The sequence below is a fragment of the Nocardioides lianchengensis genome (assembly GCF_900101465.1).
Classification (GTDB): domain Bacteria; phylum Actinomycetota; class Actinomycetes; order Propionibacteriales; family Nocardioidaceae; genus Nocardioides; species Nocardioides lianchengensis.
Map to the genome: position 1 here is coordinate 569,629 of NZ_FMZM01000001.1, position 24,192 is coordinate 593,820.

Annotated in this window: 19 protein-coding genes and 1 pseudogene; 14 read left to right on the plus strand and 6 right to left on the minus strand. The window is 70.5% G+C overall.

All coding sequences use genetic code 11. The annotated features are described in order from the left end of the window. Positions 1-255 precede the first annotated feature (255 nt). Positions 256-612, minus strand: a complete 357-nt coding sequence (locus BLT76_RS02865) for a hypothetical protein (protein ID WP_090850521.1) — start codon at positions 610-612, stop codon at positions 256-258. Between the two features lie 1,052 nt (positions 613-1,664). Between BLT76_RS02865 and BLT76_RS02870 the strand changes: the two are divergent. The 6 genes and pseudogenes from BLT76_RS02870 to BLT76_RS02895 all read left to right on the plus strand — a co-directional run. Further along, positions 1,665-1,871, plus strand: a pseudogene (locus BLT76_RS02870) (ATPase, T2SS/T4P/T4SS family); the annotation flags it as partial. A 105-nt stretch (positions 1,872-1,976) separates the two neighbouring features. Further along, a complete protein-coding gene (locus tag BLT76_RS02875) occupies positions 1,977-2,225 on the plus strand; it encodes a hypothetical protein (protein ID WP_139175389.1) in 249 nt (82 codons plus the stop codon). Between the two features lie 155 nt (positions 2,226-2,380). Next, a complete protein-coding gene (locus BLT76_RS02880; protein ID WP_090850525.1) occupies positions 2,381-3,571 on the plus strand; it encodes a hypothetical protein in 1,191 nt (396 codons plus the stop codon). 138 nt (positions 3,572-3,709) lie between these two features. Next, positions 3,710-4,147, plus strand: coding sequence for a hypothetical protein (locus BLT76_RS02885; RefSeq protein WP_090850527.1), 438 nt, complete (start codon positions 3,710-3,712; stop codon positions 4,145-4,147). Beyond that, the gene (locus BLT76_RS02890) at positions 4,131-4,577 is read left to right on the plus strand and encodes a pilus assembly protein TadG-related protein (protein WP_244509217.1); all 447 of its coding nucleotides are present in this window, start codon (positions 4,131-4,133) and stop codon (positions 4,575-4,577) included. The genes BLT76_RS02885 and BLT76_RS02890 overlap by 17 nt, the downstream gene beginning before the upstream one ends. Next, entirely contained in the window at positions 4,577-5,119 is a 543-nt protein-coding gene (locus BLT76_RS02895; protein WP_090850529.1) for a hypothetical protein, read from the plus strand. The genes BLT76_RS02890 and BLT76_RS02895 overlap by 1 nt, the downstream gene beginning before the upstream one ends. 11 nt (positions 5,120-5,130) lie before the next feature. Here BLT76_RS02895 and BLT76_RS02900 read toward each other — a convergent pair whose 3' ends face one another. Next, a complete protein-coding gene (locus BLT76_RS02900) occupies positions 5,131-6,318 on the minus strand; it encodes a glycoside hydrolase family 6 protein (RefSeq protein ID WP_170866914.1) in 1,188 nt (395 codons plus the stop codon). 155 nt (positions 6,319-6,473) lie between these two features. Here BLT76_RS02900 and BLT76_RS02905 point away from each other — a divergent pair, with 155 nt between their 5' ends. The 5 genes from BLT76_RS02905 to BLT76_RS02925 all read left to right on the plus strand — a co-directional run bounded on the left by BLT76_RS02905 (position 6,474) and on the right by BLT76_RS02925 (position 11,461). Next, positions 6,474-6,854, plus strand: coding sequence for a YybH family protein (locus BLT76_RS02905; protein WP_090850533.1), 381 nt, complete (start codon positions 6,474-6,476; stop codon positions 6,852-6,854). 119 nt (positions 6,855-6,973) lie between these two features. Then, positions 6,974-7,426, plus strand: coding sequence for a CAP domain-containing protein (locus BLT76_RS02910; RefSeq protein WP_170866915.1), 453 nt, complete (start codon positions 6,974-6,976; stop codon positions 7,424-7,426). Between the two features lie 35 nt (positions 7,427-7,461). Next, positions 7,462-8,580: a peptide chain release factor 2 gene (gene prfB / locus BLT76_RS02915; protein ID WP_090850537.1), complete on the plus strand. Its 1,119-nt coding sequence runs from the start codon at positions 7,462-7,464 to the stop codon at positions 8,578-8,580. Between the two features lie 29 nt (positions 8,581-8,609). Further along, positions 8,610-9,896, plus strand: a complete 1,287-nt coding sequence (locus BLT76_RS02920; protein ID WP_139175390.1) for a polysaccharide pyruvyl transferase family protein — start codon at positions 8,610-8,612, stop codon at positions 9,894-9,896. A 308-nt stretch (positions 9,897-10,204) separates the two neighbouring features. Further along, a complete protein-coding gene (locus BLT76_RS02925; protein ID WP_090850541.1) occupies positions 10,205-11,461 on the plus strand; it encodes an HNH endonuclease signature motif containing protein in 1,257 nt (418 codons plus the stop codon). A gap of 18 nt (positions 11,462-11,479) precedes the next feature. Here BLT76_RS02925 and BLT76_RS02930 read toward each other — a convergent pair whose 3' ends face one another. The 4 genes from BLT76_RS02930 to BLT76_RS02945 form a co-directional block, all read right to left on the minus strand. Then, positions 11,480-12,034, minus strand: a complete 555-nt coding sequence (locus tag BLT76_RS02930; RefSeq protein ID WP_090850543.1) for a VanZ family protein — start codon at positions 12,032-12,034, stop codon at positions 11,480-11,482. Between the two features lie 195 nt (positions 12,035-12,229). Next, positions 12,230-18,064, minus strand: a complete 5,835-nt coding sequence (locus BLT76_RS02935) for a DUF11 domain-containing protein (protein WP_090850545.1) — start codon at positions 18,062-18,064, stop codon at positions 12,230-12,232. A 442-nt stretch (positions 18,065-18,506) separates the two neighbouring features. Continuing rightward, positions 18,507-20,303: a hypothetical protein gene (locus BLT76_RS02940; protein ID WP_090850547.1), complete on the minus strand. Its 1,797-nt coding sequence runs from the start codon at positions 20,301-20,303 to the stop codon at positions 18,507-18,509. 108 nt (positions 20,304-20,411) lie between these two features. Continuing rightward, positions 20,412-21,056, minus strand: coding sequence for a hypothetical protein (locus BLT76_RS02945; protein WP_139175391.1), 645 nt, complete (start codon positions 21,054-21,056; stop codon positions 20,412-20,414). Between the two features lie 69 nt (positions 21,057-21,125). On the opposite strand from BLT76_RS02945, the gene ftsE reads away from it, so the two are divergent. The 3 genes from ftsE to BLT76_RS02960 all read left to right on the plus strand — a co-directional run bounded on the left by ftsE (position 21,126) and on the right by BLT76_RS02960 (position 24,119). Next, a complete protein-coding gene (gene ftsE / locus BLT76_RS02950) occupies positions 21,126-21,815 on the plus strand; it encodes a cell division ATP-binding protein FtsE (protein WP_090850551.1) in 690 nt (229 codons plus the stop codon). Positions 21,816-21,882: 67 nt separating this feature from the next. Beyond that, positions 21,883-22,797 carry a permease-like cell division protein FtsX gene (gene ftsX / locus BLT76_RS02955; protein ID WP_090850553.1) on the plus strand — a complete coding sequence of 305 codons (915 nt, stop codon included), beginning with the start codon at positions 21,883-21,885 and terminating at the stop codon, positions 22,795-22,797. Positions 22,798-22,850: 53 nt separating this feature from the next. After that, positions 22,851-24,119 (plus strand): M23 family metallopeptidase, encoded by a 1,269-nt coding sequence (locus BLT76_RS02960; RefSeq protein ID WP_090850555.1) that lies wholly within the window; start codon positions 22,851-22,853, stop codon positions 24,117-24,119. Positions 24,120-24,192 lie beyond the last annotated feature (73 nt).

Here is a 24,192-nt window from a genome sequence, read left to right on the forward strand (position 1 = left end):
ACCATCCTGCCTGGACGCAGGCGGGCAAGACGACCATGCTGAACTGCCTGGCGGCGGCGATCCCCGGTGGCGAGCGGGTGGTGAGCGCCGAGGAGGTCTTCGAGCTGCGCCTCCCGCAACCCGAATGCAGTGAAGCTCTAAGCCCTCAATGACTGTGGCGACATGACCGCGCAGTCAGCGGTTGAGCCCAAGGTGCGTCGCGCCCCGCGATGGAGCCGACTCAGGAATGTCGCGCCAGGCCGCGCACGTGGCTCCTCAGAACGGCAAGCCGTCGTCGGGATGGTCCAGATCCAGGAACGCCTGCTCGATAATGTCATCAATCCTGAGCGCACTTCGGCGAGCCGCGTCGTGAAGTCGCTGAAGAGTCAGGTACTCCGGAGTGGGTTCAATCCACGGTGCGTTCTCGTCGGGACCGGGCCACCTTGAGAAGCGCTCAACGACTGTTCCTCGGTCGTTCAGCACCCGAAACTCATAGTGCTTATCCATCGGGTAATAGTCGATGGCGAGCGAGGTTCTCGAACCGGCGTAAAGAAACAGATCTGGATCGTCCGTCTCCTTCCAGTTCATGGTGCCAGCGAGAGTGCGGTCCGCCGCCTTGGCTGCGAGCTCCACAAGTCTATGGTCGATATTAGGGCTTTCCATTATTGCCAGCCTCCGTTCCTTCGGTCTGAACCTGCGTCACGTTCTTTCCTGTCAACTGGGTCATTCCGTCGCAGGCGTTAGCTATCGCTTTTCGGGCTTCTCTGCAGCACTCTAGGACGGGCTTCGATTGTGCTAACAGTTCGTCAGTGGCTACGGACGACAATAGGACCGATTCTTGTAAAGACTTCAGAACGGCCCGCGGCTCGGGTGTTTCTTTTAGTAGAAGCCCGCGAACATGTCCTGCCTGGAATCTCCAACGATCAAGCGCTGCCTTTGCTTCGGAGTGGGACTTCCGAACAATGGCGTCGTCCAATTCTTGGGAGACCCGCTGAAGTCCTGGCAGAAGAACCAGTTGCATGTTCGCTCGCACTTGCGTTTGTGTGCGCTCGACCGCGGATGACGCAGCTCTTGCCGCTGTCTCTGCTTTGTCGGCCGACTCTTTCGCGGCTCGCGCCTGAAGAAAGGTAAAGATGAGCCCAACTACGCCGAGCGCGGAACCAATGACACCCACCCAGTCCTGCCACGGAATCTCATGCCACGCAGCGGCGGGTGCCTCTGCGGCCATGATTCCGAACACAGGCGCAGTATGCCCGAAGGCTAACGAGCGCGCAGCGCAAGCGGCATGTCGATGGCGCAGCACCTCTCAACCGCAACTCCGACCGTGGGCCGCTAGGACCCTTCGATGACGATCCGTCCGACTGCGCCGCTCGCTTGGTGTACTCGTCATCGTCCTGGACCTCGACACGGACCGCGATGGTGCCCGTCATGCCAGGACTGCAGGCGTCAACCCAGCGGGTACGTGACGATCCCGCCAGCAACTCAGGGCGCGGATTTGCCGGAGTAGGCGCTCACGTCGTTGTCGACGTAGACCTCGACTCGGTCGCAGCCCAGGGACCGCGCCAGGGTGCGGCAGTCCTCTTCCTACCTGGCGACTCCCAGCCCGCCACCTTCGCGGTCCTGGCTGATCCGGACGTACAGCGCTGCGCTCATGCGTCCAACTTAAAGCTTCAGTGAAGTCAGCACACCCCGCCTGGGTGCCCATGCAGACCCGGCAGGCCGGGCTGGAGGGCACTGGCGAGATCCCGCTCCGCGACCTGGTCAAGGAGAGCCTGCGGATGCGGCCCAGCCGCATCGTCGTGGGGGAGGTGCGGGCCGAGGAGTGCCTCGACCTGCTGTTGGCACTCAACTCCGGGCTGCCCGGCAGGTGCACGATCCACGCGAACAGCGCTTAGCCCGCTGACCTGCACTTACGCAGGCGATCATCGACGTTGAGTGCTCTCAGCGTAACTCTCGGAGCCCGGCGCGGCGTCAGATTGGCCCTTACAGTGGGTCGCATGAGCATGAAGCCCACGTACACCACGGTCCACGTTCAACTCGACGCCGACTCGATCGACGATGCCCTCCACGCGACGAAGGTTGCTCGCAATCTTGGGCTGCAAGTGACCCTCTCCGACGGCATTGAGGGGACGGAGCCGAAACTGATCGTCAACCACGAGGTCTCGTCGGAGAACGCGCAGGAGATCTTCGACGCCATCAAGTCGGTCCAGAAATTCCTCGCTGACGTTTCCAACGTGCACGTCTAGCGAAGTGTGACCTTCTAGCGAAGTGTGACCTCGGTGCGCCTAAGCCACAGGCCGGTCCCGGTCGCTCATCCTGAGGCATGCCGAAGAAGTCAGGGAAGCGCCGAGAGCCTCGTCGAGAGCGGACGCGGTCTCGACCGACCCTGAGCGAAGCACCGTTGAGAGTCTCGATCGCCACTACCCCCAACACGGGCGGCGATGGCATCGACGACGCGTTGGCCGATGACGTGGAACTCGCCAAGGCGGCCGTGCTCTACGCCGACGAGGTCGAACTCATCGGCCTAACGGCCTCGATGCTGCGCCCGTTTAGCGAGTTGCAGGGCTTGTCGTTCCTAGAGTTGATGCTCGACATGGACGATGACGCGTTTGCGTACATTCGCGACCGCTCGGGGAGCAGCGCGATGCCGGACGGGTGGCGAGATCAGATTCAAAAGTTCCTGTCGGCAGATCCACAGAAGATCGAGCGCTATGCCCCGGCCGCGGCGAGCGAACTTCGGAAAATCAAGGCGAAGTTCGAGGAAGAGGCTGAGGGTTACAGGGCGCAGTTCGACGAGGTCCTGGGCGCCGCCGGTTTCGCCGAACTGCAACCAGCGATCAACCAGGGGATCGTCAGGTTGGCTGATCTTCAGACCAGCCCATCCTCCCTCTTTCGAGCACGGGAGGACCGTCGACCCGAGACGGACCAGCAAGTGAACGCATGGCTGTCCCTCCTGCGGAACCGTCTCGATGACCCCAACGTTCGCCTGTTGTTCGACCAGCAAAGTGCAGACCTTATTCAATCGATGATCAACGAGGGACACATCGAGGCGAGCGCAAACAATCTACGGTTGGCCGCCTCCGCGGCGTTGGGGACTGGATTCGTTGCGCGGCTTCCTGCCTTCGAGCGTGCGCCGATGGATGAGTTGTTGGACTTGCGAAGGGATCTTCGAGTCCCACTCCAGATCTACCGCGGCGCTATGTCGCGATTCTCGCGGGATATGCCACGAGTGATCGGGCGGGATCTGGAGTTTGAGGTGCAACACCTGTGGGAGTCCGAGGTGAACCCAGCAGTCATCCGCCTCGAAGAAGAACTCGCGCAGCACGGCCTAGTGAGAGAGTTGTTCAGGTCCGTGCGAGCCGCGAACATCTTCGACTTCGCTACCTGGACGGGAATGACCGCTGCAACAGTGGGCAGCACTGCCGACCTTGGAGCCGTGCTGACGGGCGTCGTGGCGGCAGGGTCGGGCGGGATGAGGGTGGGGACGGACATGCTGCTCGACGCAGCGCGGCAACGCGGCGACGCTGAACGCGATGCCACCCGGTCCGAGTTCTACTTCCTGTATCAAGCCAACCGGCGCCTGCAACGCTGACCGCATGGGAGTGTCGCGCACGACGGTCGGAGGTCGGCCGACCGTGGTGGTGACGGTGCGGGCGACGGTGCCGGCGCTGGGGATCGGCGGACCTGGGGTGGCGCTTTAGGTGAGCGGACACGCGGTGGAGGAGGAGCCGTGAGGCGCGACGAGGCCGGCAGCGCGGTCATCGAGCTGGTGTGGGTGGGCATCCTGCTGCTGGTGCCACTGCTGTGGATCGTCCTGTCGGTCTTCGAGGTCCAGTCCGGGGCGTACGGCGTCACCTCGGCCGCCCGGGCCTACGCCCTCGCGCCGGACGACGCGGCGGGCGAGGAGGCCGCCCGGGCCGCGGCCCGGCAGGCGCTGGCCGACCAGGGGCTGCCCGACGACGCGCCGCTGGCGGTCGAGGTGACCTGCACGCCGTACCCGCGTGACTGCCACAGCGGGACGTCGGTGATCACGGTGCGGATCGCGTCGAGCGTGGACCTGCTGGTGCCCGACGTGCTGGGCGGCGGGCGCCCGTCGTTCGCCCTGGACGCGACGCACGCGGTGCCGATCGGGCAGTACCAGGAGGTCGGCCGTGACCCGGCGCCGTGACGAGTCGGGCCAGGTCACGCTGCTGGTGATCGGGTTCGCGATGGTCATCGCGATGGCGGTCGTCGTCGTGGTCGACGCCTCCGCGGCCTACCTGCAGCGCTCCGGCCTCGACACCCTCGCCGACGGGGCTGCGTTACGCGACGCCGACCTGGGCGCGACGGGCGAGGACGTCTACACCGGCGGGGTGCCGGGCGACCGGCTCGCCCTGACCGACGCCGAGGCCCAGCGGGCGGTCGAGGAGTACCTCCGCTCGCTCGACGCCTACGCCAGCTATCCCGGCCTGGTGGCGCGCGCCGTCGTCGTCGGGGGCGACACCGTGCGCGTCGAGCTCACCGCGCCGCTGGACCTGCGGCTGTCGATCCCCGGCTCGCCCGGAGCCGGGTCGGTGCGGGCGACCGGTTCCGCGGTCTCGTCACTGGACGCGGGCTGATGAGGGCGGGCGGCACGGTGCTCGCGTGCGGGATCCTCGTCGGCGGGCTGCTCGGCTGCGGCCGGGACCAACAGTCGGAGGCGCTGTACGCCGTGGGCTCCGACCACGCGCTCTGCACCCCCTCGGAGGACACAGCCGCGCACACCGAGGGGTTCGACACCTTCGCCAACCGCGGCCCGGGGCCGGTGACGGTGGACCGGGTCGAGTGGCCGACCACGGGCGACGTCGCCGTCGACTCGGTGCGGGTCTTCCAGCGCACCGAGGACGACGACTTCGCGACCGTCGGACTCTGGGCCGGCCTGCCCGGGACGGCGCTGACGGGGTCCCCCCGGCGCGCCTGGGAACGGGCCGTGCCCGCCGAGGGCGCCGAGCTGGGCGAGGCCGACCCCGACGAGGGCTACCTGGTCTTCGTCGTGGGGCTGACCGGGACCGACGGCACCGGTGGCCCGCTGACCGTCCACTTCACCGACGCCGACGGCCGCCGCGGCCGGGCGACGTCCCTCGTCGAGCTGACCGTCGCGGAGCGCTGCGGTCAGGAGTAGGAGCGGGACGATCAGAGGGCCGGCAGCGGCCAGGGGGTCGTCCTCGCCATGGCGATCGCCCGGCTGCGGACGAACGGGTCGGCCTGGTTGTAGAGCCAGGGGCGGCCGAACCAGACGAAGCCGTCGACGTACGTCGCCGCGGCCTTCCGGACGTCGGCGGGGAGGCCGTACTCGGCGCTGGCGGGACGGGCGGTAGGCGGGATGCCGAGGGTCACGCAGCGCTTCATGGTGATCCGCGTGCAGACCCGGGCGTTGTCGTTGATCGTCGAGCCCTTGGCCGGGATCACCTGGGACCACGACATCGGGCGGCCGCTCTTGGCGGTCTCGACGATGAAGTGCTTGGTGCCGAAGCCGTCGCGGCGCAGGATCTCGGCGATCCGCACCCCGTGCCGGATGTTCTCGACCGGGCCGTTGTAGTGGGTCGAGTCGAGGGCGAAGCCGCGGGCGTACTTCACGCCGGTCGCCTTCAGCAGCTGCGCGCAGGTCTCCGGGTTGCCGCCGCGGCCGTTCTGGCACCAGTCGGCCGCGCCGGCGTCGAGGTAGACGTTGGTGCGGGGGAGGGCGGAGAGGAGCTGGGTGGCCCAGGTCATCAGCCGGGCCTTCGCCGCCTTGTCGGGCGAGCACCACAGGAACGGCATGTCGGGCTGCATCACGACGGCCATCGGGGTCGAGCCGATGCCGACGGCGAGCTCGCGCATCCAGCGCTTGTAGCTGCGCTTCTCGGCCGCGGTCGAGCGCCGCTGGCAGGCCTCGCCCTCCCACGGCTTCATCCGGAAGACGGCGATCTGGACGAGCTTGTCCGGGTCGCCCTCCTGGGACGAGGCGATCCACTTCGTGACCTGGTCGCGGATCGAGGTGTCCGGCACCCAGGCGCCGTACCACTTGGTCTTGGGGCGCAGGGCGATCTTGCCGAGGAGCTCCCGGGCCGTGCCGGTGGACCGCTGGTACGACGCGCTGACGTGCTCCTGCGGGCCGTCGTACACGCCCCAGAGCCGGCCGGCGAGCGGGTTCGTCGGGTTCTCCGCGTGCGCCTGCTGCGCCTGCTGCCACACCTCCGGGGCCGCCACCCGAGCCTTCTGGAGGGTCTTCGGGGCGGGCGGGGAGACGCTGCTCGCGCTCGACGTCGGGCCGGCCACGAGGGCGGCGACGACGGTCGCGAGAGCGAGGAGTCCGGCGGTACGACGGCTGCGGCGGGTCATGCGGGCCTTCCGAGTTGAGGATCGAGTCGACATCGGCACGTCGCCCGCTCGCCTGAGGACAACGAGGAAATTGAAACGTGCACAAGTGGGTCGTGTGCACGGAATGCGGGAAAGTGCTTGACCTCACGTCCGCTTGAAGTTCTTGACTAGGCCTCATGACCGCCCAGATCACCGCCCTCCTCGAGGACGTCGCCGCGGGGATCACCGCGCGCGATCCCGACCGCTGCGTCGCCCGCTTCGCCCCCGATGCGCGCTCGGTGATCGCCAACGGAGCGCGCGCGGTGGGACGCGAGGCGATCCGGGCCGCCCACGTCGCGGCCTTCGCGGCGGGCGGACCGCCGCGGTCGGCGCGCTTCGTCGTCCTCGACCTGCACCTGCCGCGCCCCGACCTGGCGATCGTGACGACCGGGGCGTTCGCCGCCGGGCCGGAAGATGAGGTCGACCTCGACCACCCGCCGACCGTCGTCACCTGGACCCTCGTCCGGGAGGACGACGGCTGGTGGGTCGCGGCGCGTCAGTTCACGCCGGTCCGCTGACCGACCGAGCCCGATCGGGCGCGCCCTCGTCGTACGGGAGGATGATGGGGCCGACGTGGGGTACCGACCAGGTCCGCACGAGCCGTCCACCGCCGTCCGTCGTACCCGGGAGCGAGACCATGAACCGAGTCCTGGCCACCGCGCTGGCCGTGCTCCTGCTGGCGGTCGTCGTGCCGTCGACCGCACCGGCCTCCGCCGCGACGGCGGAGCAGCGCTACTCGAACGCCGCGTTCTCCTCCACCAACGCCCAGCGCGAGCAGCGTGACCGGGCGGAGCTGCGGAAGAACAGGTGCCTGACCCGGTTCGCGGTCAAGCAGGCGAAGCGGATGGCGCGGCAGCGCGAGATCTTCCACCAGGACCTCGGGCCGATCCTGCGCCGGTGCGGACTGAGCATGGTCGGCGAGAACGTCGCCGTCGGCTACACGACCGGCCGCTCCGTCGTCCGCGAGGGCTGGATGAAGTCCGAGGGGCACCGCGCCAACATCCTCCAGCCGCGCTACCGGCTGATGGGGATCGGCGCGCGCAAGGCCGGCGGCAGCTGGTACGTCGCGCAGGTCTTCGGCCGCAAGTAGGCGCGGCCACCCACCCGGCCGTAACCTTGCTCCTTGTGGCAGGCCGAGATTACGACGTAGAGGTCAAGCAGCTCCAGGCGACCATGGGCACCATCGGTCAGGTCATGGACCTGGACGCGATGCAGCGCGACATCGCCGACCTCAGCGACCAGGTCGCCGCCCCCGACCTCTGGGACGACGTCGACCGTGCCACCCGCATCACCGGCCAGCTCTCCACACTCCAGGGCACGCTCGACCGCTTCAACGAGCTCCTCGGCCGCATCGAGGACGTCGGCATCATGGCCGAGCTCGCGACCGAGGAGGGCGACGCCGACTCGCTCGCCGAGGCCGAGCGCGAGCTCGAGCGGGTCAAGAAGGCCGTCGAGTCGCTCGAGGTCCGCACCCTGCTCAACGGCGAGTACGACGCCCGCGAGGCGCTGGTCTCCATCCGCGCCGGCGCCGGTGGCGTCGACGCCGCCGACTTCGCCGAGATGCTGATGCGGATGTACGTCCGCTGGGCCGAGCAGCACGACTACAAGGTCGAGGTCTACGAGACGTCGTACGCCGAGGAGGCCGGGCTGAAGTCGGCCACCTTCGCCGTGCACGCGCCGTACACCTACGGCACCCTCTCGGTCGAGGCCGGCACTCACCGCCTGGTGCGGATCAGCCCCTTCGACAACCAGGGTCGCCGCCAGACGTCGTTCGCCGCCGTCGAGGTGGTGCCGGTGCTGGAGCAGACCGACGAGATCGACGTGCCCGACGAGGAGATCCGCGTCGACGTCTACCGCTCCGGCGGTCCCGGCGGCCAGTCGGTCAACACCACCGACTCCGCCGTACGCCTCACGCACATCCCGACCGGCACGGTCGTGTCCTGCCAGAACGAGAAGAGCCAGCTGCAGAACAAGGCCAGCGCCATGGTCGTGCTGAAGGCCAAGCTGCTCGCACTGAAGAAGGCCGAGGAGAAGGCGCACCTCGACTCGATGCGCGGCGACGTCCAGGCGTCGTGGGGCGACCAGATGCGCAACTACGTGCTGAACCCCTACCAGATCGTCAAGGACCTCCGCACCGGCTACGAGGAGGGCAACCCCTCCTCGGTCTTCGACGGTGACCTCGACGGGTTCCTCGAGGCCGGCATCCGCTGGCGACGTGGCGCCGAGAAGGCCGCCGAGAACTGAACGCCTCCGCGCCGGTAGGGTCCCGACCTGTGTCGCGCATCCTGCTCCGGGCCGGGAAGAGCCCGTTCCAGGTCCTCAGCCCGGAACGCAGCCTGGCCGTCGGTGGCGGCACCGGCGTGTTCGGGGCCAACGCCGGGAACCTGCTGTTCTCCTCCGCGGTCCACCGGACGGTGAGCGTGCCCGGGGCCGAGGTCGTCACGGACGGGTTCGTGCTCCAGAGCACCAAGAACCCCCGGCGGCTGGCGGCGTACGTCGACGAGCGCTTCGACCAGCTGGTCCTGCCGTTCGCCAACGCGTTCCGCCCGTCGTTCGCCCGCTACCTCGACACCTACTCCGAGCTCATCGAGCACCTCCACATCCCGGTCGTGGTCGTGGGGGTCGGGGCCCAGATGGGCTTCAACGCCCGGAGACCTGACGCGGGGCCGGAGCTCGACGCCTCGGTGACCCGGTTCGTGCGGGCCGTGCTCGACCGCTCGGCGTCGATCGGCGTACGCGGGGAGCGCACCGCCGGCTACCTCGAGCAGCTCGGCTTCCCGGCTCCGCTCGTCGACGTGATCGGCTGCCCGTCGCTGTTCACGAGCGTCGACGGATTCACCGTCGAGCCGCGTGCGTTGGACGCGAGCAGCCGCATCGACCTCACCTACACCGGCGGCATGCGCTCGCTCGTCGACCGCAGCGTCGTCGAGTACCCGCGCCTGGAGTTCGTGGCGCAGGAGCACCACCGGCTGCGCCTGCTGCTCCGCGGTGAGGACCTCGACACCTACGACGGCCACGGCCCGCTCGGCACCGGCCACCCCCTCTACCGCGAGGACCGGATCCGCTTCTTCGTCGATGCCCGCACCTGGGTCGACCACCTCCGCGACTTCTCGTTCGCGTTCGGCACCCGGATCCACGGAGCGATCGCCGCGATCCTCGCCCGCGTCCCGGCCGTCGTGATGTCGTACGACTCGCGCACCCTCGAGCTGGCGCAGTATCACGGGATCCCGTACCGCGAGTTCACGGGCATGCCGTCCGGCGAGGACCTCTCGGTCCGCGAGCTCGCCGAAGGCGCGGACTACACCGAGTTCGCCGCCCGCTTCCCCGGCCTGGCCGCGCACTACCGCGCCTTCCTGGAGACCAACGGGGTCGAGCACATCTGGGCCCCCGGCGCCGCCAACCCCGCGTACGACGCCCGCCTCGCAGCCCTCGACCTCCCCGGCCCGGTGCGCGTCGTGAAGCCGCGGCGCTTCCGCCGGCCGAAACCGCTCGAGCCGATCAAGCGGACGTCGGTGTCCGAGCTGTCGGCCCTGCGCCGCGCGGAGTCCTCCCCGCGCTGACCTCCGCCTCGCCCCGGGGCTCCGGTGGTCCCCGCCGGTGGTCGAGCAGTGAAGGACGTAGTCCTGAGCGCCCGTCGAGACCCCCGCAGCCCTGCCGCTGACCTTGTTCGAGTCGGCCTCTGCCGCGCCGTCTGCGCTTGGCACCAGGCCGGTTCAAAGACATTTACAGAGACAAGGGGGCTCACCGTCCGCGGTGATCAAGGGCCATCACCAGGCTGCTTCTAGCTTTCGGTCACCTCGGGTCGACCGCTCGAACAAGGCAGTGAACAACCCTCGCATTCGACAATGTGTTCGAGTATCATAGGGGTATGGTCACTCGGGACCTCGACGACTGCGACACCGCCACTGCGGTGCTCGCCTTCGTGCGCGCCCGACGCTCTGTCCAGTTGCAGGCTGAGGCCGACCAGCTCGCTGCCGCGGTCACCTGGGCCGGGATGCACTCCACCGACTCCCTGCACGATGCGGCAGCGGTGTGGATCCCGGGGTGTGAGGACGAGATGGCCATCGCCGGCCCCGGCGCACCGTTGATCGCCGAGTTCAGTGTGCTGGAGTTCTCCGCCGCCCTGGGCCTGTCGTCGGACTCCGGTCGGATCTACCTCGGCCACGCCGTCGAGCTCGCCCACCGCCTCCCCAGGGTCTACGAACGCGTCCAGTCGTTGGACCTGCCGGTGTGGAAGGCCCGCCGGATCGCCGCCGAGACCATCGACCTCCCACTCGACGGCGCCGAGTTCGTCGACCTTCACGTCGCCGCGACCGCGCACAAGATCTCCATCGCCCAGCTCGACCGCACCATCGAAGAAGCCCGGACCCGCTTCGACCCCGAAGCAGCAGCCCAGCGGGCACGTGACGCGGCTGAGGTGCGGCACTTCGACATCGAGACCCAGCAGGTCTCCTACGACGGTCACGTCGAGGTCCGCGGCACCCTGGACCTGGTCGACGCACTCGACCTCGAAGACGCGGTCGCCCGGGGTGCGACCCACCTCGGCACCATCGCCGACGGCCTGTCGCTCGACGCCCGCCGCTCCATCGCGGTCGGTGACCTGGCCCGACGTCAGCTCACCCTCGACCTGAACGCCGAACCCGACCCGGACCGCAAGCGGCCCCGTCAGGTCGTCGTGCACGTGCACCTCGCCGACGCAGCGATCGCCCGCGTCGAGAACACCCGCACCCTGATCTCGGTCGAGCAAGTGCGGTCCTGGTGTCAGAGCGGAGACAGCCAGGTCGTCATCAAGCCGGTCATCGACCTCACCGATCACGTCCACGTCGACGCCTACGAGGTCCCCGACAGGCTGAAGGAACGCCAGGCGCTGCTCCAGCACTCGTGTGTCTTCCCGTGGTGCCGCAGGCGGGCGAGGTCGTGCGACCACGACCACAGCGACCCAGCATCCAGTGGCGGGCCGACGTGTGACTGCAACATCGCCCCACTGTGCCGACGACATCACCGCGCCAAGACCCACACCAGGTGGCGCTACGACAAGGTCGACGACACGACGTTCGTCTGGCGATCACCCAACGGTCTGATCTTCCGACGCGACCACACCGGCACCACCACCCCGCAGCCCTGACGGCCACAGCCCGAGGGGCTACGGGCGCGCTCGTCGTCGATCCGGTCGGACGATCATGATCAGTACGGCGCTGCCAGCGGCTCCGAGGAGCGCGCCGGTCGCGTTGAGAAGCACGTCGTCGACGTCCGCGGCCCGACCGAGGAAGTACTGCGCCACCTCGAGGGACACGGAGAGCGCGAGTCCCGCCAGGCCGCCGAGCGCGAGGCCGGTCCGCGCACCGGTGGTCCGGGCTTGGAGGGCCAGCGCGGCGACAGACCAGACGAGAGGAATGAACAGGGCGATGTTGCCCAGGACGTTCACCAGGCCAAGGGTCTGGTTGACGTTGCCGAGCTCGAGTCGGATGCCCGCGCCCGGGCGGAGGCTGGTCGTCCGCTCGTCGCTGGTCGCTCCGCCCGTGAGGGTGACGACGAGGATCGCGCCCACGGTGACGGTGGCCAGGACCGCGGCGGCCCGGGCCGCGCCCCTGCCGGAGAAGGTCGAGACGGCGACGAGAAGGGCGAGGCCGACCACACCGACCAGCACGGCCGGGATCGGCGCGAGCGGGAGGTGGCGCCACACCTCGTCGTCGAGCACGCGCCACGTGTGCCCGTCGTGCCGGGGGTCGTGGACCGGGACGGAGCGTGTCGGGCCGGGGTACCGGCCCGCCCCGGGGACATCCGGGTCGGGTCGTGGCCCTGGTCGTCTGGTCGACCGCGACCTACGGGGGCCTGACGCGCGCGACGCCGAGCGGCTCCAGGAGCTGCTCGGCGTCGCGGGCGGGGGAGTCGGTCAGTGCTTCAGCTTGACCACCGTGGAGCGGCCCCCGACGACCAGGCGGGCCCGGCCGAGCTTGCCGAGCGCCTTCTTGCCGGCCTTGGTCTTGACCAGGCGGACCGTGCTCTTGCCGGCCTTGATCCGGTAGCTCGCCTTGGCCAGGACGGTGCCCTTGGCGATCTTGCGACCGCCGACCTTGACCGTCTTGACCGCGACCAGCGTGGCCGTGCCGACACAGGTGGTGCCGGTGGCGCAGGCGACCGTCGTGCGAACCGCCTTCGCGGCGACCAGGGCCGCAACGGAGACGGGGCTGGCGACAGCGACGACCGGGGAGGTCGTGACCGGCGCGGTCGGCGTCTTCGGACCCGTGGGGGCCGAGGTGTCGACGTCGATCCGGGCCGAGCTCGCGTTGTCGGCCGTGCTCGCCTCCGGGCTGGTGGTGCTCGCGGTCGCGGTGTTCACGACCACCGTGTTCGCGCCGGCGCCGGTCTGGTTCCGCAGCGACAGGCACTGCAGGAACAGGTCGGCCTGGAGCGGCTCGGAGGTCGGGTTGAGGAATTTGAACACGCGGACCACCGGGCGCGGGTCGTTGCCGAGGGAGACCAGGCCGGCCTCGGCGTCGTACCCCGCGACGACGCCCTTGGCGTCGGACGCGCAGGACACGGTCACCTCGACGGTCTGGCCCGGCTGGACCGTGACGCTCTGGCGGACCTGCTGGAAGCCCAGCGGGTGGGTGTGACCGGCGGCCTGGCTGGTGGTGCGGCTCAGGCAGCGCATCGAGAAGTCACCGCTGGTGGCGGCGCCCTCGACGGTCCAGGTCCAGCCGGTGTCACCCTTCGCGGTGCTGGTGAGCACCCGGGCGACGCCGTCCAGCAGGTAGCCGGGCTGGATCGGGACCTGGCCGGCGGCGCAAGACAGGTCGACCGTGGTGCGGCCGCTGATCTCCTGCGTGGCGGTCACCGGGTCGGAGATCACCAGCGCGTGCTGGTGGCCCTGGACGGTCTCGCTGGTGTCGCTGACGCAGACCTCGAACGCCTTGCCCTGCGCTCGGCCGGCGGACTGGTTGGTCATGGTGACCTGCCAGGTGCCGGCGGCGGTGGCGCGGGACTCGGTGATGCGGACGTCGGCCAGCGAACCGGTGCCCTGGTCGACGTGGTCGATGCGGCCGGAGCCGTCGGTGACCACGTAGCCCGGGGCGCACGAGACCTGGACGGTGCGGGTCTGGCCGGCCTCGAGGTCGACGTGGACCTCCTGCTTCTGCACGTCCAGCAGGTGCTGGTGCGCCGGACCGGTCGGCAGCGCGTCGACGGTGGCCGTGACGGTGACCGCACGGCTGGCGCCGCCGGCCAGGGTGCCGAGCTCGCAGGTGACGGTGGCGCCGGCGACGGTGCAGGGAGCCTGCGCCGAGACCAGCGTGACACCGGCGGGGAGCGTGTCGCGGAGCACGACGTTCTCGGCGTTGCCGACGCCCTTGTTGGTCGCCTTCAGCGTGTAGGTGACGGTGTCGCCGACCCGCGGGGCGGCCTTATCGACCGTCTTGGTCATCACCAGGTCGGCCTGCGCGCGGACGACCGGGGTGCTGGTCGAGTCGCTGCCGGTCACCGTGGTGCCGTCGGGGCCGTTGCCCCGCGCGGTCGCCGTGTTCTTCACGACCCCCGCGTCCAGCTCGGCGTCGGTGACGGTCCAGGTGAGCGGGCCGCACGCGGTCTTCTCGCCGACCTCGAGGGAGCTGCTGGCGCAGGTCGCCGGCCCGATCTTCGGGTCCGCGACGGTCACGCCGTGCAGCGGCACGGTGCCGGTGTTGGTGACGGTGAACGAGTACTCGATCGTGTCACCCGCGTCCGGGCCGTTGCCGTTCAGGTCGCGCAGCGCGCCCGCCTTCTTCTGCAGGCTCAGCGCGGCCCGGCCGACCACCGGGGTGGCGACGGTGTCGCTGTCGGTGACCTTGGTGCCGGCGGGGGTGGTGCCGGTCGTCGTGGCCGTGTTGACCACGGCACCGGAAGTGACGTCGTCCTGGGTGATCGCGTAGGTCACCGGGGTGCACTCCACGGACTCGCCCGGAGCCAGCGCGCCGGTCGGGCAGGTGACCGGACCGGCCTTCGGGTCCGCGACCGTGACCGGGTTGAGCGTCACGGTGCCGACGTTGGTCACCGTGAAGGAGTAGGTGATCGTGTCGCCGGCGTCGGTGCCGTTGCCGTCGAGGTCCTTGACGGCCGAGGCCGACTTGACCAGGTCGATCGCCGGGGCGGTCGCGACCGGGGTCGTGACGGTGCTCGGCGAGGTGACCTTGACGCCCGGGGTCGCGGTGCCCGCCGGCGTCGTACCGGTGGCGGTCGCGGTGTTGTCGACCTTGCCGTTGTTCACGTCGCCCTGGGTGAGCGTGTACGACGCGGGGTCGCAGCTGATGCTCGCGCCGGGAGCCAGCTCACCGGCCGGGCAGGTGACCGCGCCGACCTTCGGGTCCGCGACCGTCACCGGGTTCAGCGGCAGGTTGCCGGTGTTGGTGACCTTGAACGAGTAGGCGATCGTGTCGCCGGCGTCCGGGCCGTTGCCGTCGAGGTCCTGGACCGCCGAGGCGGACTTCACCAGGGTCAGCTCCGGGCGGGCCGGCACGGCGGTGGACGTGGAGTCCTTCGCCGTCAGCTTGCTGCCGCTCGGGGCGGTGCCGGTCGCGGTGGCGGTGTTGTCGACCTTGCCGGCGTTCACCTCGGCCTGGGTGATCGTGTACGCCTTCGAGGTGCAGGTGGCCGAGGCACCGGGGGCCAGCGGGCCGCCGGGGCAGGTGACCGTCCCGACCTTGTCGTCGCTCACGCCGACCGAGGTCAGGGTGACGTTGCCGAGGTTGGTGACCTTGAAGGAGTAGGTGATCGTGTCACCGGCGTCGGCTCCGTTGCCGGTCTTGTCGACGATCGCCGAGGCGGACTTGTCGAGGTCGAGGGCGGGAGCGGCCGGGAGCACGGTGGAAGTGGAGTCGGCGCCGGTGACCTTGGCGCCGGTCGGGGTGGTGCCCGTGGCGGTGGCCGTGTTGTCGACCTTGCCGGCGTCGACGTCGGCCTGGGTCAGCGTGTAGCTCTTCGAGGAGCAGGAGAGCGAGGCGCCGGGGACCAGGGCGGTCGTCGGGCAGGTGACCGTGCCGACCTTGGCGTCGGTGACGGTGACCGGCTGCAGCGTCAGGTTGCCCGTGTTGGCGACCTTGAACGAGTAGGTGACGGTGTCGCCCACGTCGATGCCGTTGCCGTCGCTGTCGGCGACGCTGCCGGCCGTCTTGTCGAGCTCGATCGCGGCGGTGGCCGTGAGGAGCGTGGTGGTGGTGTCGGCGTCGGTGACCTTGGCGCCGCTCGGGGCGGTGCCGGTCGCGGTGGCGGTGTTGTCGACCTTGCCGGCGTCGACGTCGGCCTGGGTCAGCGTGTAGGCCTTCTGCGTGCAGGAGACGTTGGCGCCGGGCAGGAGGGCGGTGGCCGGGCAGGTGATGGCGCCGACCTTGGCGTCGGCGACGGTGACCGGCTGCAGGGTCGTGCTGCCGGTGTTCGTCACCTTGAAGGAGTAGGTGATCGTGTCACCGGCGTCGATCCCGTTGCCGTCGGTGTCGGAGACGGCCGAGGCGGACTTGTCGAGCGCGATCGCCGGGACCGAGGTGATCACGGTCGAGGTCGAGTCGGGGTCGGTGACCTTGGTGCCGTTCGGGGCGGTGCCGGTCGCGGTGGCGGTGTTGTCGACCTTGCCGGCGTCCACGTCGGCCTGGGTCAGCGTGTAGGTCTTCGGCGTGCAGCTGACCGAGGCGCCCGGGGCGACCGCGGTGGTCGGGCAGGTGACCGCGCCGACCTTGGCGTCCGCGACGGTGACCGGCTGCAGGGTGACGTTGCCGGTGTTGGTGACCTTGAACGAGTAGGTGATCGTGTCACCCGCGTCCACGCCGTTGCCGGTCCTGTCGGTGATCGTCGATGCGGTCTTGGTCAGGTCCACGGCCGGGAGCATCGCGACGGTCGTGGTGACCGAGGACGGGGCGGTGACCTTGGCGCCGCTCGGGGCGGTGCCGGTGGCGGTCGCGGTGTTGTCGACCTTCCCGGCGTCCCGGTCTGCCTGGGTCAGCGTGTAGGTCTTCGGCGAGCACGAGATCGAGGCGCCGGGGGCGACCGCGGTCGTGGGGCAGGTGACCGTGCCGACCTTGGTGTCCGTGACGGTGACCGGCTGCAGGGTGACGTTGCCGGTGTTGGTGGCCGTGAAGGTGTAGGTGATCGTGCTGCCCGAGAGCGCGCCGCCCTTGACCAGCGAGATCGCCGGGTTGGCGGTCACCGCGGTGGTGACGGAGTCGGTCGCGGTGACGACGGTGCCGGTCGGGCCGGTGCCGGTCGCGGTGGCCGTGTTGTCGACCTTGCCCGCGTCCACGTCGGCCTGGGTCAGCGTGTAGGTCTTCGACGTGCAGGTGCGCGAGGCGCCGGCGGCCAGGGTGCCGGTGGGGCAGGTGATGGTGCCGAGCTTCGGGTCCGAGACGCCGACCGACGACAGCGTCACGACGCCCGTGTTGGTCACCTTGAAGCCGTAGGTGATGGTGTCGCCCACGTCCGGGCCGTTGCCGTCCAGGTCGGCGATCGCCGAGCCGGTCTTGGTCAGGGTGATCCCGGGCTTCAGCGGCACGTTGGTGAAGGTGCAGACCACGTTGGTGCCGGTGGTGCTGGGCATCGTGAAGGTGCCGGTGCTGCCGGAGCCGGAGGCCACGGTGCTGCCGTCGGAGGCCTTCACGCAGGACCAGGTCGACGTGTAGTCGTTGAGGTTCGTCGTCGACGTCCCCGTCTGGGTGATCGTGTACGACGAGCCGGGCAGCACGACGACCGGCCCGGCGACCTCGGCGGAGTCGTCCTGCAGGCCCGAGTCGGTGCCCGTGGTGGTGCCGGTGTTGCCGGTGGTCACGCCGCTGCCGGTCACGGACACGTTGAACTGGTCGTCGCCGTCGTAGCGGCCCGAGGGCAGGGAGACCTGGGCCTGGGCGGTGCTCGGCACGGCGCAGGAGGCGAAGTCGACGAAGCTCGCCGAGGTGGTCGTCGAGGAGAGGATCGCGCCGGTGGTCGGGTTGACGCGACCGACGTACTTGCTGCCCGCGCCGATGACCAGCGCGCCGGTGCCGTCGAAGGCCATCGAGGTGTACTGGCCAGCGCCGGCCGGGGTGTCGGCGAGCTTGGTGACCGTCAGCGCGGCGGAGCCGGCCGTGGTCGGGATGGTGCCGTTCACGCGGGCCAGGGCGCCGGCGGCGCTGGCGTCGGCGTTGCTGACGACGTACATGTTGCCGAGGGCGTCGAAGGCGATGTCGCCGTTGCTCGACAGGCCCGTGCCCGAGATGGTGCCGACCTGGCCGAGCGCGGTGCTGGTCGAGATGTTGAACGCGAACAGCTTCCAGGACGAGCCGCTCGAGGCGTAGTAGTAGATGCCGCTCTGCGGGTTGATCGCACCGGCGATCACGCTGCCGGCGCTGCTGTTGGCCGGGGCCGCCCAGCTCTGGCGACCGTGGTTGGTGGCGTCGAAGCGCAGCACGGTGTTCTCGGTGCGGTCGAAGCCGTAGATGTACCGGCCGCCGCCGTTGGGGAGCGCCAGCGCGTTGGCGGTGTGCGTCCCGCTCGCGAGCAGCTCGCCGTTCTCGGTCGCGGCACCGGTCGACGAGTTCAGCTTGTAGATCGTCCACGGGTCGGCGCCGTTGAGGGCGTAGATGGTGTTGCCGGTGCACTCGTAGGCCGGCACCGAGGCCGACGCGGGCGCGGAACCCAGCAGGGTGAGCCCGGCGACGCCGAGCAGGAAGGACAGGAAGACGGTCAGGGACCGGCGTACGCCGTCCCTCGTCGAGAACCTCAGAACACGCATGGACGAGCCGGCCCCCCAGCCGGGGCTCCCGCAGCCGGGAGCGCTCAGACGACATGACAGAACCGACGTCGGAGCCCCCCGGAATGGGGTGGCCGATCGCCGGAACTGGCGGAAACGCTACCTGCGGGTACGGCGTCGTCCGGGCCGTTCGACCGGCCTGGGCACGAACTGTGGGCGGTCCGTGGAGAACTTGTGGATGGCCTGTTCGGGCCACCTCACACTCGCGGCGACTCTTGTTCCTCAGCCCGTACGACGGTGCTCCCGCGGCTCGCCCAGCGACGGTGGTGCGTAGCCCCGGTCGGCCTCGTCGAGGGTCGTCCCGGGCGACACCCCCTACCGCGCCGCGGCACGGGAGGGACCAGATCGCGGCGCACCGCGCGCGAAGATCGAGTACGGCCTCTGCTCGGTCACCGGCCGCTCGCGGTGCCGGAGTGGCGGTGGGTCAGCGGGCGCGGACGGCCCGGGACGGGGTACTGAGCGGGCCCCAGCCGGCCCGGTTGCGGGCCTGGACGGCGAACCGGTAGCGGCCGGCGCGCAGCCGCAGCTCGGCGGTACGACGACCGGCCCCGAGCACGGCCGAGGTCTTGCTCCGGATCGCCCGGCCGCGGGCGTCCAGCCGCAGGGCGACCACGCGGTAGCCCGTGACCGACGCGCCGCCGATGGTCGCCGGCGCGGTCCAGTGCACGCCCGCGGTGATCCGACCGCCGCGCCGGCCCGCGTAGGAGGCGCGGACCCGCGCGGGGCCCGGCGCCGTCACGGTGGCCTGGGCGGGCTTCGGGGGCGCGGTGGGCATCGGGGCGGCCCCGACGAAGCCGGAGCAGGAGCCCGAGGGCTCCAGGGAGTAGGCCCCGAGGCTGCCGTAGTCGTCGTACCCCCGGGCCCAGGTGCCGTTGCCGACGCCGTCGACCTCGACGAAGAGCGCCCCGGCGGCGGCCGCGACGGAGACGGTGGCGTCGGTGCCCGTGGTGACGTCCCACGACGGCGTGCCGGTCCCGGAGGTGGGGTTGGCCGTGGCCACGGCGGCACCGGTGGCGTCGAGCAGCCGGAGCCGGAGGTCCAGGTTGGGGCTGTTCGGGGCGTTGCGCCCGACGACCGAGACCGCACCCGTGCAGGTGCCGAGGCCGTAGACGTCGACGTCCGTGCGGTGCGAGATGTACGCCGTACCGCCGGGCAGCGTGGCCGCGGTGGCGACGGTGGACCCGGCCTCGTCGGCCCGCACGGGCAGCCCGTTGCGGGTGATGACCGCGACGTCGTCCTCGCGGTTGTTCGCCTTCGCGTAGGAGCCCTGGCTCCACTGGGTCACGGCCTTCGGGTAGCCGCCGCCGCCCATGATGGGGGCCCACATGCCGTGCCCGGAGTAGTACTCGGCCTTGTCGGTGCCGTCGTGGTGCAGGCCCAGCGTGTGACCGGCCTCGTGCGAGGCGGTCTCGGCGATGCCCTTGGCGAAGGTCGGGAAGTTGGCGGCGAAGACCCAGGCGGGCTGCAGTCGGTCATGGGTGGTGCCGATCGCGTCGAAGCCGTCGAGGTACGCGACGCCGGCGCAGGCTTGAGTCGCCTTCGAGCCGCAGATCGCGTGGTGGGCCTGGGTCCCGGTGGTGATCAGCACCCGGGTGCCGAAGACGGAGTCGCCGGCGCCGGACCGGGCGATCGCGGCAGCACCCGGGTCCTGGGTCGTCACGTCGACGTCGAAGGGCGCGTAGTCCTCGGCGACCCGCTGCCACACGTCCTGCACGATCGCGCGCTCCTCGGAGCTGAAGGCACTGGAGCGGTCGATGCTCCAGCCCGGCTGCTTGGCGTCGACGTCGTACTGTCGGACCCAGTCGCTGCCGGCGACGGAGCCGCCGTCGAAGTCGAGGAAGATCGTGCGCGCGGAGCCGGGCTTGCTGTGCAGCCGGAACGTCTGGTCCAGGGCGTACGGCGTGCTGGCGCCGGCCGTCGGTGCGAGGGTGGGCACGAGGTCCGGGAGCACGTCGCGGTAGAACACCCGCCCCTCGGTGTCGACCCACGCCGTCGAGTCGTCGAGCAGCAGCTCGCGCAGCTCGTCCGGGCCCTGGCCGTTGAGCCGGGCCGCGTCGTCGAGGTCCTCGCCCAGCGCCCGCACGGCGGCGACGCCGTTCACGGCCCGGTCGAGCGAGACCGTGCCGTCATCGGCGCCGGCGACCCCCGCGGCGAGCGGGATGGTGGCGGCGGTCAGGGTCAGGACCAGGCACCCCAGCAGGGACGCGCGGTGTGACGGCATGCAGAAGCTCCTCGAGGACGACCGGTGCCCTCCCCATCGGCGCACCGTCCACCAGGATGAGGGGACCTGCCCCCGTCTCGCCGGTGAATGCGGCGAGAGTGGCCACGCTCACCCCGCGGTGGAGTCGGTGCTGCCGGCGATCGCGACCGTGGCGCACCACCGGTCCGCCCGCTCGATCAGCTCCTCTCGCGGCGTCGTGGCCGGGGCGCTGAGCGCGCACGAGAGCCACGCGTCACCGAACAGGCCGCGGTAGGACACCTCCCGCCCCCCGTCCACCGGGCAGACGACCGCCACCGAGGGCACGCCGTACGACGCCGCGCCGGGCAGCCGGCTGCAGCCCTCGCCGCGCAGCGCCGCCCGGACCAGCCGGGCCGCGCGGTCGGCGGTCACGGGCGGTGCGAAGACCCAGCCGCGGGCCCGGCCACCGTCGGCCGCGGTCCAGGTGCAGCCGAACTCGTGGGCCACGTCGGTGAGGTCCCCGGCGAGGAGGACCTGCTCGCCGTTGTCGTACGACGCGGTGTCCGCCGGCTCAGCGCCGAGCGCCTCGACGACCCGGGCGGGGGCGACGCCGGCGCAGAATCCGGCCCGGCTCGCGGCGAGCGTGGTGGTGTCCAGGTCGGCCAGGGTCACGCTCGGTGCGACCTCCGGCACGGCGGCGTCGCGCTCCGCCGGGCCGACCAGGGCCACCCCGGCGCCGACGCTCGCCGCCGTCGCCACGACGGCAGCGAGGAGGGAACGGACGAGCGTGGGCACGCCCACACAGTAGAGACTTGTCGTTCAGGGTCCCCGCGGTCCTCAGGTTGCTCGCGTACCGTCCTGTGGGTGATTCGCTTCGAGAAGGTCACCAAGTCGTACCCCGGCACGGGCAGCCCGGCGCTCGACCAGGTGTCGGTGGACATCGAGAAGGGCGAGTTCGTCTTCCTCGTGGGGACCTCGGGCTCCGGCAAGTCCACCGCCCTGCGGCTGGTCCTGCGCGAGGCCCGGCCGACGACCGGCCGGGTCTACGTCGCGGGCAAGGAGATCAACCGGCTCGCCAGCTGGAAGGTGCCGCGGCTGCGGCGCCAGATCGGCACCGTCTTCCAGGACTTCCGGCTGCTGCAGAACAAGACGGTCAGCGAGAACGTCGCCTTCGCCCTGCAGGTGATCGGCCGCTCGCGCACCGACATCCGCAACCTCGTCCCCGAGACCCTGGAGATGGTCGGACTCGACGGCAAGGGCGACCGGATGCCCGACGAGCTCTCCGGCGGTGAGCAGCAGCGGGTCGCCATCGCCCGCGCGTTCGTGAACCGGCCGATGATCCTGATCGCCGACGAGCCGACCGGCAATCTCGACCCGACCACCTCGGTCGGGATCATGAAGCTGCTCGACCGGATCAACCGCACCGGCACGACCGTGGTGATGGCCACCCACGACCACGGCATCGTCGACCAGATGCGCAAGCGCGTCGTCGAGCTCGACCACGGCCGGGTGGTCCGCGACCAGGCCCAGGGCGTGTACGGCTTCCAGCACTGAGCCTGATCCCAGCACCGCCGTCCCGCGCCCGCCGTACCCCTCGCTACCCAGGAGTCCACCCCACCTCATGCAGCTGCGCTACGTCTTCACCGAGCTCGGACAGGGGCTGCGTCGCAACCTGTCCATGCACGTCGCCGTCGTCCTGACCCTGTTCGTCTCCCTGACCCTGGTCGGTGCCGGCGTGCTGCTGCGCGACCAGGCCGGGCTGGTCGAGGAGAAGTTCGGCAACGAGTTCGAGATCGCCGTGACGCTGTGCCGCGACAACGACCGGAGCAACCCGGCCTGCGCCGCCGAGGCCGACCAGGCCCAGATCGACGCGATCCAGGAGGTTGTCGACGCCAGCCCCGAGGTCGAGAGCTCGCGCTTCGAGACCAAGGAGGAGGGCTTCGAGAAGCTGAAGAAGTTCTATGACGCCGACTACCTCGAGGGTCCGAACGCCGCGATCACGGCCGACGACATGCCGCAGCAGATCTGGGTCACCCTGAAGGACCCGCAGCGCTACGAGGGCATCGTCAGCTCGGTGCAGGGCCTGGACGGGGTCGCGGCGATCAACGACCAGCGCGAGGCCGCCGAGCCGATGTTCGAGACCATCAACACGCTTCGCGACGGCTCGCTCTTGGTCGCGCTGATCCTGGTCGTCGCCGCGCTGCTGCTCGTCGCCAACACGATCCGCCTGGCCGCCTTCGCGCGGCGCAAGGAGATCGGCATCATGCGTCTGGTGGGCGCCTCCACCATCTACATCACGCTGCCCTTCCTCCTGGAGGCGCTGGTGATCGCCGCGATCAGTGTGGTCCTGGCCGGGGGAGCGCTCGCGGCCCTGATCCAGTTCGGCATCCAGGGACGACTCGCGGACTCGCTGGAGTTCATCCCGTGGATCACCTGGTCGGACTCGGTGACCGCCGCGATCGTGGTCGGCGTGACCGGGCCGCTGCTCACGCTGCTCCCGACACTCCTGCTGACGCGCAAATACATCAAAGTCTGATCCGCGCGGGTTACCGTCGCTGCGCCCTCTTCCCCGACCTGAAGGCAGACCCGGTGCGCTACTTCCCCAGCGCCTCGCGCCCCCGCCTGTCCGCGGCCGTCTTGGCCTGCGCACTCGCCATCGGCGCGATGGCCGTCCCTCTGGCCCAGGCCGCCGACGACGACCTGAAGGGCAAGCAGGACAAGGTCGAGCAGCAGATCGAGCACGCCCACGACGACCTCGAGCACTCCAGCAAGGAGGTCCGGCGGGCCACCGCCCGGCTGGAGGCCGCCCAGGCCAAGCTGGACGCCGCCGAGGACGCGTACGCCGTCGCCCGCGCCAAGCTGACCGCGGCCCAGGCCCGCGACACCGAGCTGCGGACCAAGCTCGCCGCCGCCGAGCAGCGGCTGACCGAGGCCCGCGCCGACCTGACCGCGGGGGAGCAGGCGGTCAAGGACCAGCGCGCCCGGTTCGTCGATCGCGTGACCGGCCTCTACGTCAAGGGCGACCCGCGGCTGCTGGGGCTGTCCTCCATCCTGGCGGCGAACGATCCCAACGACCTGCTGCGCCGTGTCCAGGCCAACGACACCGTCATCGCCAAGGAGGACGCGGCGTACGACGAGCTGCGCAGCATCGAGGTGCTGCTCCGGGTGCGGGAGACCCAGGTCGAGGACGCCCAGCAGGCTGTTGCCGAGCAGCAGGCCGCCGCCGCCGCGCACGTCGAGACCATGGAGACCCTCACCGCGGGGGCCGCCACGGCCAAGGAGCAGGTCGCCGGGCTGTTCGCCGACGCCCGGGCCGCCCGCCGTGAGGCCGGGGCCGCCCAGGAGCGTGACCGCCTGGTGCTGCGCCAGCTGAAGAAGCGCGAGGCCAGGATCAAGCAGCAGATCCTCGCGGCCGCCCGCCGGGCCGCCCGCCGCGGCGGCGGCTACACCGGGGAGAGCGACGGCTTCCTCAGCTCGCCGGTCAAGGGCGCGCGGGTGACCTCGCCGTTCGGCTACCGCGAGCACCCGATCTACCACTACTGGGGCCTGCACGACGGCACCGACTTCGGCGCCGGCTGCGGCACCCCCCTGCGCGCGGTCGCCGACGGCACCGTGATGCAGGCGTACTGGTCCTCGGTCTACGGCAACCGCCTCTACGTCAACGTCGGCCGGGCCAACGGCAAGTTCCTGACCGCCGTCTACAACCACGCCACCCGCTACACCGTCGGCCCCGGCGAGCGCGTCCGCCGCGGCGAGGTCATCGGGTACGTCGGCTCCACCGGCTGGTCCACCGGCTGCCACCTGCACTTCACGGTGCTGGCCAACGGCGACCCGGTGAATCCCATGGACTGGATCTAGCCCACCGCCCGTCCCGGTGGTTGAGGAGGTTGCGCAGCAACCGTCTCGAAACCGGGTGGGCCGTAGTTCGGGC